The sequence below is a fragment of the Rhizobium sp. BK529 genome, from assembly GCF_014194105.1.
In the GTDB taxonomy this organism is placed as follows: domain Bacteria; phylum Pseudomonadota; class Alphaproteobacteria; order Rhizobiales; family Rhizobiaceae; genus Rhizobium.
The window spans coordinates 248,428-260,044 of the sequence record NZ_JACIAU010000006.1 but is presented as its reverse complement, the minus strand read 5'-3'; the positions used below and the strand labels follow the sequence as shown (position 1 = coordinate 260,044).

The window sequence follows — 11,617 nt, the reverse complement described above, 5'->3', positions numbered from 1 at the left end:
GCGGACGATTCCGTTCCTGGCTGGCGGTCGTCAGGCGATCTTGTAGCGCGGTGCCGGCACCGAACGCGACAGGTTCGGCATCAGCGCCTGGCGCGCCTGCTCGTAAGCGCCCAGCAAGCCGGCATCTTCGAGCGCCGGGATCGTCGCGAATTCCCCCTCGGCAAGGCCGGCCAGTGAAGCATCGACCATGTTTTCTGCCGACATGACGATCTCGCCAGGCAGGTGCTCGACTGGCGTACCGGCAATGCCCCAGAACTCGGTAGCTGTAGCGCCCGGCAGCACGACCTGGACGCGGATATTCTTGTCGGCAAGCTCGTGCTTCAGTGACTGGCTGAAGGCGAGCACGAAAGCTTTCGTTCCGCCATAGACACCGTTGAGGATCTCGGGCGCGATGGCTACGATCGAAGCGATATTGATGATGGTGCCGCCGCCGCGGGCAACGAGACCGGATACTGCTGCATAGGCCAGCCGCATCACCGCCGTCACGTTGATGTCGACCATCTCCTGCATTTTGTCGACGTCGGAGGCGAGCAGCGGCGCAGTGCCTCCGAAGCCGGCATTGTTCACCAGCATGGTGATGCTCTGGTCCTCCTTCAGCACCTTTTCGACTTTGGCGAGATCGTCCTTCTTGCCCAGATCCGCGGATAGTGTCTCGACGCTGCGGCCCGTTTCATCGGTCAGCCGGCTTGCCAGCGCCTTCAGCCGCTCGCCATTGCGGGCGACGAGGATGAGATTATAGCCCTGCTTTGCCAGCCGATGGGCATAGATCGCGCCAATGCCCGAAGAGGCGCCCGTGACCAGTGCCGTACCCTTATGTTCTTGTGCCATGATCGTTTCTCCTTTTCGTACGCCGGCCCGATGCCTTGCGCTTGAGGAGAGTTTTACGCCCGATTGCCGATGTCCTGAATGTCATATATACCACCTTTTAGGACATCCTCTTTTCAGGACATGACACCATGCAGCAAATCGGTTTCCTGCTCTTTCCCGGCTTCCAGATCATGAGCCTCGCTGCCGTCTCGGCCTTTGAATTCGCCAATCTTGAGATCGGCGAGAAGGTCTATGAGATCCACTATGTCTCGGAGACTGGCGGCCCGATCGCCAACTCGCTTGGCATGATCATCGAGACGGAAGCCTTTGGCGATCCCGCTTTCGACACGCTGATCGTCGCCGGAGCACCGGACATCAAGCTGCCGAACGAGGCGGAGGCGAGGTTCATCCGCGCCGCACTTCCTGCCACGCGCCGCCTCGCCTCGATCTGCACCGGCGCATTCCTCCTGGCCGACGCCGGCATTCTCGACGGCCGTCGCGCCACGACCCATTGGTATCTCGCCCGTGAACTGCAGAGCCGCTACCCAGCAATCCGGATGGAAGAGGACCGCATCTACATCATCGACGGCTCCGTCTGGACCTCTGCCGGCATGACGGCCGGCGTCGATCTGGCACTCGCGATGGTCGAGAAGGATCACGGGCTGGAGATCGCCCGCGCCGTCGCTCGCATGCTCGTTGTTTACCATCGCCGCGCCGGCGGCCAGTCGCAATTTTCCGCCCTTCTGGAGCTGGAGCCGAAATCCGACCGCATCCAGAAGGCACTCGCCTACGCGCGCAGCAATCTGAAATCCACGCTTTCCGTCGAAGAGCTGGCCGAAGCGGCACATTTGAGCCCCCGTCAGTTCAGCCGCGCCTTTCGGGCCGAAACCGGCCAGTCCCCGGCCAAGGCTGTCGAGAACTTGCGGCTGGAAGCGGCTCGCCTGATGATGGAGCAGGGCCGCCATCCGATCGATACCGTCGCTCGCGAAACCGGCTTTGCCGATCGCGAGCGCATGCGCCGCGCATTCCTGCGAGCCTTCGGCCAGCCGCCGCAGGCAATTCGTCGGGCGGCCCAGCAGGAATTGCAGGCGTGATGTAACCGGCAGAGCTAGAGGCCTCCGCCCCGATCAAAAGCATCGTCCGCCACCGTCAAGAATCGCAGGTGGAGAAGGTGGAGGGGGTGGCGGAGGTTTTCTCCTAAGACTAGCCGGGGACCTTGCCAGACCGCTGGCGTAGGTGGCATCCGGCAGGTTTCAGCAAAGAACCTCCTCCACCTCCTCCACTTGATTTAAATACCTATATATCAATGGCTTGAACCGGCGGAGATAACCTCCGCCGAACCTCCTCCATTGAATGTGAACCTCCGCCACCAAGCCCCTTTCGGGCGCAAAATGGCGCCCCTTCTTGTATCAGAGCATCTCTTGGGGGAGGTTCCCTGAAATGGAGGAGGTTCCGATACCACGCAACCTCCTCCACATCTGCCATGCCGCACAAACCTGTGCAGCCGTCTTGCGATACGCCTCAACCTTGCTGAAGCGCCCTACGGATGGCGATTTCGACAGGCGAGTAGGCGCCGTCCTCACGCGCAAGCTTTAGCGGCTCGGAAGGCGCGAGGCCCGGCTGCGCCATGAAGCGCGGCTCCTTGCTCCGATGCATCTGCGCGGCATGGATAAGGAAAGGATGGCACAGATAGACCGTGCCCGCCTGCCCGGTCGCCAGAGCAAGTGGCCGGTCCTCGCCCACGTGCTCCAGCCGCAGATGCGCCATGCCGGCTTTACCGGCCGGTTCCAGCATCTTCGCGATATCCTTGTGCGATCCAACCCGGATACGCGTCGGCGCGTCTTCTTCGCCGACATCCGAGAACAGGAAGAGCATTAGAAGCGCCCCGTCCGCGCGAGGTGACGTTCACCCGCCAGGCGGAGAAATCCCGCTGTTCGCCAGGGTTTCCATCCTCGCCCGGAAAGCTCAGATCCACATGCCAGCCGGCATCGCCGGGATCATCAGGATGTGGAAAGCGAACGGGGAAGCTGCCAAGACCGTCACGCGGCTCCCAGCGTCCCTTACCGACAAGCTGATCGAAAGCCGAATGCAGCACGGGCATGTTGACCGCAGCATTGAACGGTCCGCCGCCATAGCCGGCAAGCCGTACGACCGGCCGCACCCAGCTCTTCGGATCATCGGCGGCGAAAGGAATGTCCCGCCACATGATGGCGCGGGCTTCCTCGGCTATATCTCGCGGAAAAGCATCATCGATTCGCACAAAGCCGTCCTCGATGAATTGTTCGATCTGCACGGCGCTAAGCGCCGGCGGGTAACCAACAGGTGTCATGAAATATCTCTCTATCGCCAAACCCTGCCGGCATTGTCCATTGGCCTGACGCAGGTGGTTGCAGTCCACGGCAAACACGCCAGCCAACGGGCTGGTCAGGCGGCCGCATCTTCTTTGCCCAAGGGCGGGGCTTTAAAGGCTCAAGAAGAAGACCGTAGCGATGTTGAGGGCGATCATTTTCATAGCGGATCAAGGCTATCGGGGTTCGCCGGTAGCGTCAACCGGCTGAGCAGAACATCGAGCCCAAAGCGTCCCTCTCATCCAACCCGCCGAAACGGCTTTGGCTCATCAGATGCGATCGTAACCTCCCTCACCGCTTCATGTACCGACTGCAACACCAGTTCCGCCAATCTGGCCGTTGCACCATCCGGCTCCGCCTCGGCTCGATGCAACACCAGGCCAAGCTTCGGCAGCTCCGGCAGACCGGTCTCGCCGGGCGCCAGCATCCGCACTTTGCCCGGTAAGCCAATCGGCGTGCGTACGGTAATGCCGAGCCCGGCAGCTGTCGCCGCCCAGAGGCCGCCGAGACTGGGGCTGACGAAGGAGAGCCGCCAGGAAATTCCCGCCTCGTCCAGCACCTTGGTCGCAGCATTCCGCAGCAGGCAGGGAGCTTCGAGTGAAGCAAGCGGCATCGGCTCGCCGCCCGCTGTCCATCCCGACAGACCATTCGCCGGGCCGATCCAGCGCATCGGCACATCGGCGATATGCTCGCAATGTGCGGTCATGGTGCCCGCACTCCAGGCGAGTGCAAGATCAAGCTTGCCCGTCGTCACGCGTTCGAGAAGTTCAGCATTGCGCACCACCCGTGCCTCGATCCGCACCTTCGGATGCGCGCGTGCAAAACGGCCAAGCACGTCGGGCAACAGGTTCTCGCCGAAATCCTCCTGCAGGCCGAGCCGTACCCAGCCTTCCAGCTCGACGCTTTGCACCGCTGCGACCGCCTCATCATTCAGATCGAGCAGTCGCCTTGCGTAGGCGAGCATCGTCTCTCCGGCTTCCGTCAGGGCGAGTCCACGCCCGGATTTGCGGAAGATCGCCGTGCCGGCCTGCTCCTCCAGTTTCTTGAGCTGCGCGCTGACAGCCGATGTCGAGCGTCCCAGCCGGTCGGCCGCCTTGGCGAAATTGCCAAGGTCCATACCGGTCGCAAAGGTTCTCAGCACATCCAGATCGAAGGTAATCCGTCGCATTCCACGATCCCGATTTTCAGGATGATCAATCCATAAAATTCTGATTTTTCGCATTATGGTGTCGTGGCATGCTTATTCTGTCAAGACAAAGAATAGGAGGCATCCAATGCCATTCGCTCGCATTTCCCTTTTGAAGGGCAAGTCGCCGGACTATCTGCGTAGCCTTTCGGACAATATTCACAAGGCCATGGTGGAGACTTTCAACGTGCCGCCAGCCGACCGCTTCCAAGTCATCCACCAGCACGAACCGGGCGAACTGATCTTCGACCGAAATTATCTTGCCGGCCCGCGCTCGGATGATTTCGTGTTGATTGCGATCACGACCGGCAAGCCGCGTACCCAGGAAACGCGCAATGCCCTTTTCCGCCGAATCGTCGAACTGCTGCAACAGTCGCCCGGCCTGCGTCCGGAAGACGTGATGATTGTCATCTCGACCAGCGAACCAGGCGAATGGTCCTTCGGCGATGGTCTGGCGCAGATGACCGAGCCCGGTTGGGAAGCGCGCGCGGGAGCTCCATCATGAGCGAAACTAACCCGAAGACGATGACCATCCGCCGCCCGGGTAATGCTGTTCGTTCGCCCGAAGGCATCTCGAATGCGCCCTTCTGGGTCGAAATGCTGCTCGACAATCAGGTCGATGGCGAAAACACCGCAATGCGCGCAACCCTGGATCCTGGCACGGTCACGCATTGGCATACGCATCCACGCGGCCAGTTGCTCTATGTGCTCTCGGGCATCGGCCTTGTGCAGCGCAAGGACGAGCCGGCCGAAGAAGTGAGAACTGGCGATGCCATATGGTTTGCGCCCGACGAACTTCACCGGCATGGGGCAGCACCCGACAGTCCCTTCAGCTATCTGAGCGTTCAGGGCTCAGAGAACGGACATTTCGTCGATTGGTTTGATAGCGAGGAGCCTCAGCCATGATGGCCATGCAATATTCCTTCACCCTCCCTGCCGATTACGACATGGAGATCATCGATCGCCGTATCCGCGACAAGGGGCCGGCGATGGACGGCTTCCCGCATCTCGGCTTCAAGGCCTTTCTGAGCGCCCGTCGCGGTGAGTTCGGCAGCCGGGAGAACCTCTATGCGCCCTTTTATCTCTGGAACCAACCGGAAGGCGCCAGCGATTTCATCTGCGGTCCCGGCTTTGCCGCACTCACGGATGCCTTTGGCCGGCCGCGCATTCGTCACTGGATCGTCTGGCATGCCCATGTCCTGCCGGACCTTGGCAGCGCCCGTTTCGCCGACAGCGAATACCTCGCGATCGAGCCTCATGTCTCTCTGCCCGGCTTAAGGCAACAGGAGATTGATTTGGCGAAACGGAAAGCCGGCAGCAAACATGTGCTCGCCCGCATCGCTGCCTTCGATCCGCATGATTGGACGATGGTGCGTTTCGGCCTCTATGCAGAGGCACCGACTATCTCGGGCACTAATCAGATCTATCGCATCGGCCACCTCTCTCGCGATTGAGGCAGCCGAAGCGAGATCGAAAATAGAAGCGCCCCTCTCTCGAGGAGCGCTTTGCATTCTCAGGTCTGAAAAAGATCAGATTCCGCTCTGGCCGTCAGAGCCGATATAAGCGATGCGCAGCATGTTGGTCGCACCCGGTGTGCCGAGCGGTACGCCGGCGGAGATGATGATGCGATCGCCGGGCTTGCCGAAACCTTCCGCAGCAACGATGCGGCACGCGCGGTTGACCATGTCGTCGAGGTCGGTCGCATCATGGGTGACGACGCAATGCATGCCCCAGACAACAGAGAGACGGCGAGCCGTCTTGATGATCGGCGACAGGGCGATGATCGGCACTTGCGGGCGCTCACGAGAAGCGCGAAGGCCGGTCGTGCCGGAAGAGGTATAACAGACAATGGCCGACAGCTTCAGCGTCTCTGCGATCTGACGGGCAGCGAGCGAAATCGCATCCGCGCCCGTCGCTTCCGGCTGGGCACGCTGGGCATAGATGATGCCCGGATAGTGCGGATCCTTTTCAACCGTGCTCGCGATCGAGGCCATCATCGAAACGGATTCGACCGGGTAGGCGCCGGAAGCCGATTCGGCCGACAGCATGATCGCATCGGCGCCTTCGAAGACGGCGATCGAAACGTCCGAAACTTCGGCGCGCGTCGGAACCGGCGAGGAGATCATCGATTCCAGCATCTGCGTGGCGACGATGACAGGCTTGCCCGAACGACGGCAGGCACGGATGAGCTGCTTCTGGATGCCCGGAACAGCTTCGAGCGGCATTTCGACGCCGAGATCGCCACGCGCGACCATCAGCGCATCGGAAAGCTCGATGATTTCCTCGATACGCTCCAGAGCCTGCGGCTTTTCGATCTTCGACATCAGGCCAACGCGACCGCGAGCGATCTTGCGCACTTCGGCAAGGTCATCGGGGCGCTGGACGAAGGAGAGCGCTACCCAATCAACATCGTCGGTCGCCAGAACCGCATCAAGGTCGGAGCGATCCTTGTCGGTCAGCGCACCAACGCCAAGGAGCGTGTCCGGCAGACTGACGCCCTTGCGGTCGGAAATGCTGGTACCGGCGATGACGGTCGTAACGATGCTCTTGCCGTCGCACTTTTCGGCGCGAAGCGCCAGCTTGCCGTCATCGATCAGCAGGCGATGGCCCGGCTGAACGGCTTCGAGAATTTCAGGATGCGGCAGGAAAACGCGCGTATTGTCGCCGGGGGTATCGATGTTGTCGAGCGTGAAGGTCTGTCCCGGCTTCAGCTCCACCTTCACACTGGCAAACTTGCCGACACGCAGCTTCGGGCCCTGGAGGTCAGCCAGAATGCCAATCGGCCGACCAGAGCGGGCTTCGACGGCGCGGATACGCTGCACCAGCGTACGCATCACGTCATGGCTCGCGTGGCTCATGTTGATGCGGAAAATATCGGCACCCGCCTGGTGTAGCTTCTCGATCATCGATTCCTCGGAGGAGGCCGGGCCGAGGGTGGCGAGGATTTTAACTTTGCGGTTACGCTTCATCAATTCTGGCTTTCTTGCGTCCCTGGGGTGTCGGAGAGTTGAACCATCCAGCTTCCCTGGCGGCCCGTATCGTATTCCTTGAATCCCATCTTTTGGTAACCACGGGCATAACAATCCTGTACACCCGTGATCTTGAATTCGTTTTCCGCCACGCACATCTGCACGTCACCCGTCCATCGGCCTCCCCGGGCGGCGTCTTCTGCGTAGAGGTAATAATAACGCGACTGCAATTCCCCCTCGATCAGCGTGGCGCAGGTCGTTGCCGGCACCTGCCACCAGCCCTCGGTGACCCAGCCATCCTTCGCCCGGTATCCAATCGCAACGCCAACCAGATTTTGCGTGCCATTGCATACACGGAAATCCGCGCGCGCGGCATCTGCAATGAAGAATGGCGAGGCGGCTGCAAGAGCGAACAATGCGAGACGGACCAAGGGTCCGGACCGCGTGAGGAAACTTGGCGAGGCTTGAATCAACACGGCTCCCAAATAGCTCCACGGTTATTCGTTATCCGTGTCTTCTTGCGCCGCCATCCGGCGAAAGTCAACGCAATGCTAATCGATTATATTTCCTTTCATAACCGTCCGCCGGGCGCATCTTGTCGCGCTGGCCTAACCCATCACGCTTGAACCAGTTGAAGGCGCATGCAATCACTGACCAAAGACGCAAAATGACAGCAGGCAATTTTCTGATGGAACATTTCCAACCCTTTGAAATCCTACCTGGCCAACATGACAAAGGCATGGTGATCCTCGGCGATCACGCTATGAACCGCCTGCCTAAGCGATATGACCAGCTCGGCCTGCCGGAAAGCGCCTTCATCAGGCACATAGCCTACGACATCGGAATCGAGGGGCTGGCGCGCAAGCTTTGTGAGCGGCTCGGTGTTCCCGGCGTACTCGGCGGTTTTTCGCGTCTGTTGATCGACCCCAACCGTGGTGAGGACGATCCGACGCTGATCATGAAAATCTCCGACGGCGCCATTATCCCCGGCAACCATCCGATATCGGCGGAAGAGTGGAACCACAGGATAGCAACCTTCCATAGACCCTATCACAATGCCGTGTCTGAGACGATCGACAGGGTGGCGAACGCGACGGGCAAGGCGCCGCTGGTGCTGTCCCTGCACTCGTTTACGCCCGCCTGGAAGGGTGTCCCCCGCCCCTGGCATGCAACGGTGCTCTGGGACAGCGACCACCGCGCCGTCGGCCCATTGCTCGAAAAACTGCGGGCCGATTCCGATCTCGTCATCGGCGACAACGAACCCTATGACGGTGCGCTGAAAGGTGACACCATGTACCGCCATTGCATGATCACAGGCATTCCGCACGCGCTTCTGGAAGTGCGCCAGGACCTCATCGGCGACGAGGCCGGCATCGACGAATGGGCAGAGCGCTTGGCGCCTATCTTTGCGGAGATGAACGCCGATCCGAGCCTTCATGCATACAGCGTGCATGCTTCACGCACCGGCCCTTATTGAGTGAAAGGACTTGGCTCATGACCACGCTCAGCAAAGAACAGCAGACTGAATTCGAGGCTGCCGCCTTTCGTCGCCTCGTCGCACATCTTCGCGAACGCACCGACGTGCAGAACATCGACCTGATGAACCTCGCCGGCTTTTGCCGCAACTGCCTGTCCAACTGGTATCGCGAGGCTGCGGAGGCCGAAGGTGTTGACATCAGCAAGGACGAATCGCGCGAGATCGTCTACGGCATGCCCTATGAAGACTGGAAGAACCTTCACCAGACGGAAGCATCGCCTGTGCAAAAGGCAGCTTTTGAGGTGAACAACCCGCACAAATAGACTCCACGGCCTCAAATCGCCTTGACGCTGGCTGCACTTCGCGGCAGTCACTGGCAACCCGATGCATTTCCCGAAATCAGGAGAACACGATGTCTGATGCACATGGCGTCGCTCGCGATCAGCTTCGCGCTTTTGTCGAGCGCATTGAACGCCTGGAAGAAGAAAAGAAGACCATCGCCGACGACATCAAGGACGTCTATGGCGAAGCCAAGGGCATGGGCTTCGACACCAAGATCCTCAAGAAGGTTGTCGCGCTCCGCAAGAAGGACGAGCAGGAGCGCATGGAAGAAGATGCAATCCTCGACACCTATCTGCACGCTCTCGGCATGATCGAATCCCCGCCGGAAGGCTGAGGATCTGCTCAACCACGTTTTGCGAAAGCCGCCTTCATGGCGGCTTTTCTTTTGCACGGTGACAAACCGTTCATGCCAGCTGAAGATCACGCCTTGCAGGGGATGCGAGCATCTTGCAGCCGGCCATAAAAGCAAAAGCCGCCGGATAATGCCGGCGGCTTTTGCTCTTCAGAATATAATCCGATCAACGCGTGTTGAACTTGCGCACTTCCATGAAGTTGACGGCCGTGCCGCTGAAGCGGCCGGGATCGATCGAAGCGGTTTTCTGGAAACCTTCGGCATAGACCGAGGTCGGCTGGGCGCGTAGCGTCTGGCTGACGAAGCGCGGTGCCTGCACCTTCTTGGAAGCCATTTCCAGACGTGCATTGGTTAGAGCCCACTGCGAGATCATCTTCTGCGTCAGCTTCGGCTCTGTGCGCATCGTCTGACGGCTTTCGTCGGCCGCTACCGCTTCTTGCTTCGTCGGGCGACCGCCTTTGGTGGGCAGGCCCTGGGCAACCGGGCTGTCGACGACGACAGGCTTCGGCGCGACGACAGGTGCAACAAAGCTCGCCGACTTCGTCATCGGTGCAAGCGCGGCAAGCTGCAATGGCGGCTTATCCAGTTCTGGCGGGTTCTTCGGCGCGGCGGCGTTGATTGCCTGTTCCACCGTCCGCGGCTCCGACGGCGCGTTCACAGCAACCTGCGCGTCACCGTCCTCATCCTGCTTTGCAAGTGCCGCCGCCATGGCGGGCGAAAGCGCATCCTGATCGGCCTCGTCTTCTGCCGCCTCGGGATCTGCATTCTGTGCAGCGAGCAGGTTCTCGGCAACGGCCGGACGTTCGGCCGGAGTCGGAACGTTCGTCGACATCAGATTCGGATCGACCGAGGCAAGTTCTGCATCACCCGGAGCGCGACGCGGCCCAAGGAGCGACGGAACCGGAATGCTGTAACCACTGAGATCGGCAAAATGCTCCGGCTCCTGCGGCTGGCCTGCCGGCATGGCAGCAAGAGCCTGCTGGGCTGCGTTACCTGCAGACGGCGGCACCAGAGCATTGGCAACCTCGTTGCCGGCAAGCTGGTTGCTGAAGGCCGGGCGAACCTGCGGCACTGGAGCATTCACGCTTGCGACTTCGGTCTGCTCCTGCGGTGCGGCAGCCGGAGCAGCCTCAGCCTTTGGCGGCGTCGCCTTGGCGACAGCCACCGGTGTCGTATCCTCCGAATTATCCTCTTCCTCGTCGGCGCCGCCGCCGAAGAGGTAGGCAAACAGCGTCTTCTGCTTGTGGGGTTCGTCGTCGGAAGCGGAATCAGAGGCGCTCGCCATCATGATCTGGCTGCCATTCGCCATGCGGCGCTTGTAATCGGCCATCGCCTGCTGGTAGCCCGGCAATGGCTTTCCATCGGCGGGAATGTGAATGGTGTTCCCGTCAGGGAAAAGCTTGACCAATTCGTCTCGGCTCATGCGCGGCCAGGCGCGAACGCCACCGACATCCATATGCACGAAAGGCGAACCGGACTTCGGATAAAAGCCAACACCGCCGACCTGCATCTTCATGCCGATACCGCGCAGCGTGGCGAGCTTCACGTCGGGAATGAAGAAGTCCATCGCCTTGCCGAGCATGTGCTGGCTCTTCTCGGCGACACCGGAATTGCGCGAGCGACCGCGCAGCATCTCGTTGGTGGCCGGCGAACGGAAACCGCAGACGACGTTGATATAATCCCTCGAGCCGGACTGGCGGTAGACTTCCCAGATGAGGTCGAAGAGACGCGGGTCCATCTTCGTCGGCTGATTCTTGCGCCAGTCGCGCAGGAAGCGGTTGAGCTGCTCAAGACCCTTGGGGTCGAACTTGCCATTTCGCTTGTAGGTGATGACGGCCTTTTCGCCGGTATGGATGAAATAAAGCTTCAGACTGCGGGTTTCCCCGGCGGCCTGGGATGGTGTGCTTACGAATACCGGTGAGGAAACCGCGAGTGCAAGGAGGGCGGCCATCGCCGTCCTAATTGCCTTTCCGCCAATCTTGGCGCACAGCAAGCGCCAGCTCAAGCGCGAAGGCTTGGTATTCCCATTCAGATTCGGCAACTCGATCCCCGTCAGACAGTCAATGTCCCGTGCTGTCTCAAATGGTTGTCAATTGCGGTCGCACGATGGCAAAAATGCCACACATGATCAACCTT

Annotated in this window: 12 protein-coding genes and 1 pseudogene; 7 read left to right on the top strand and 6 right to left on the bottom strand. The window is 60.4% G+C overall.

What is annotated here, in order from left to right:
- Nucleotides 1-30: 30 nt before the first annotated feature.
- Nucleotides 31-828 carry an SDR family NAD(P)-dependent oxidoreductase gene (locus FHX08_RS28725; protein ID WP_184328095.1) on the bottom strand — a complete coding sequence of 266 codons (798 nt, stop codon included), beginning with the start codon at nucleotides 826-828 and terminating at the stop codon, nucleotides 31-33.
- A 128-nt stretch (nucleotides 829-956) separates the two neighbouring features.
- Between FHX08_RS28725 and FHX08_RS28720 the strand changes: the two genes are divergently transcribed.
- Nucleotides 957-1,901, top strand: a complete 945-nt coding sequence (locus FHX08_RS28720; protein ID WP_184328094.1) for a GlxA family transcriptional regulator — start codon at nucleotides 957-959, stop codon at nucleotides 1,899-1,901.
- Nucleotides 1,902-2,328: 427 nt separating this feature from the next.
- On the opposite strand, the pseudogene FHX08_RS28715 reads toward FHX08_RS28720, so the two are convergent.
- Nucleotides 2,329-3,136 (bottom strand): annotated as a pseudogene (locus FHX08_RS28715) (phytanoyl-CoA dioxygenase family protein).
- Nucleotides 3,137-3,393: 257 nt separating this feature from the next.
- The gene (locus tag FHX08_RS28710) at nucleotides 3,394-4,323 is read right to left on the bottom strand and encodes a LysR substrate-binding domain-containing protein (RefSeq protein WP_184328093.1); all 930 of its coding nucleotides are present in this window, start codon (nucleotides 4,321-4,323) and stop codon (nucleotides 3,394-3,396) included.
- Between the two features lie 106 nt (nucleotides 4,324-4,429).
- On the opposite strand from FHX08_RS28710, the gene FHX08_RS28705 reads away from it, so the two are divergent.
- Genes FHX08_RS28705 through FHX08_RS28695 form a run of 3 tightly spaced genes read left to right on the top strand, consistent with a single transcriptional unit; the run spans nucleotide 4,430 to nucleotide 5,795 of the window.
- Complete coding sequence (locus tag FHX08_RS28705) at nucleotides 4,430-4,846, top strand: tautomerase family protein (RefSeq protein ID WP_132656997.1); 417 nt, start codon at nucleotides 4,430-4,432, stop codon at nucleotides 4,844-4,846.
- Nucleotides 4,843-5,247, top strand: coding sequence for a cupin domain-containing protein (locus FHX08_RS28700; protein ID WP_132656998.1), 405 nt, complete (start codon nucleotides 4,843-4,845; stop codon nucleotides 5,245-5,247). Before FHX08_RS28705 ends, FHX08_RS28700 begins: the two co-directional genes overlap by 4 nt.
- Nucleotides 5,244-5,795 (top strand): DUF4865 family protein, encoded by a 552-nt coding sequence (locus tag FHX08_RS28695; RefSeq protein ID WP_132656999.1) that lies wholly within the window; start codon nucleotides 5,244-5,246, stop codon nucleotides 5,793-5,795. Before FHX08_RS28700 ends, FHX08_RS28695 begins: the two co-directional genes overlap by 4 nt.
- A 75-nt stretch (nucleotides 5,796-5,870) precedes the next feature.
- Here the strand turns inward: FHX08_RS28695 and pyk are convergent, their stop codons facing one another.
- Nucleotides 5,871-7,310: a pyruvate kinase gene (gene pyk, locus FHX08_RS28690; RefSeq protein ID WP_132657000.1), complete on the bottom strand. Its 1,440-nt coding sequence runs from the start codon at nucleotides 7,308-7,310 to the stop codon at nucleotides 5,871-5,873.
- The gene (locus FHX08_RS28685; protein ID WP_132657001.1) at nucleotides 7,310-7,783 is read right to left on the bottom strand and encodes a DUF1036 domain-containing protein; all 474 of its coding nucleotides are present in this window, start codon (nucleotides 7,781-7,783) and stop codon (nucleotides 7,310-7,312) included. The genes pyk and FHX08_RS28685 overlap by 1 nt, the downstream gene beginning before the upstream one ends.
- A gap of 215 nt (nucleotides 7,784-7,998) precedes the next feature.
- Between FHX08_RS28685 and FHX08_RS28680 the strand changes: the two genes are divergently transcribed.
- The 3 genes from FHX08_RS28680 to FHX08_RS28670 all read left to right on the top strand — a co-directional run bounded on the left by FHX08_RS28680 (nucleotide 7,999) and on the right by FHX08_RS28670 (nucleotide 9,463).
- Nucleotides 7,999-8,787, top strand: coding sequence for an N-formylglutamate amidohydrolase (locus FHX08_RS28680; protein WP_132657002.1), 789 nt, complete (start codon nucleotides 7,999-8,001; stop codon nucleotides 8,785-8,787).
- A 17-nt stretch (nucleotides 8,788-8,804) separates the two neighbouring features.
- Entirely contained in the window at nucleotides 8,805-9,110 is a 306-nt protein-coding gene (locus FHX08_RS28675; RefSeq protein WP_132657003.1) for a DUF1244 domain-containing protein, read from the top strand.
- An 89-nt stretch (nucleotides 9,111-9,199) separates the two neighbouring features.
- The gene (locus FHX08_RS28670; protein WP_007822869.1) at nucleotides 9,200-9,463 is read left to right on the top strand and encodes a DUF2312 domain-containing protein; all 264 of its coding nucleotides are present in this window, start codon (nucleotides 9,200-9,202) and stop codon (nucleotides 9,461-9,463) included.
- Between the two features lie 184 nt (nucleotides 9,464-9,647).
- On the opposite strand, the gene FHX08_RS28665 is transcribed toward FHX08_RS28670, so the two are convergent.
- A complete protein-coding gene (locus tag FHX08_RS28665) occupies nucleotides 9,648-11,522 on the bottom strand; it encodes a DUF882 domain-containing protein (protein WP_132657004.1) in 1,875 nt (624 codons plus the stop codon).
- Nucleotides 11,523-11,617 lie beyond the last annotated feature (95 nt).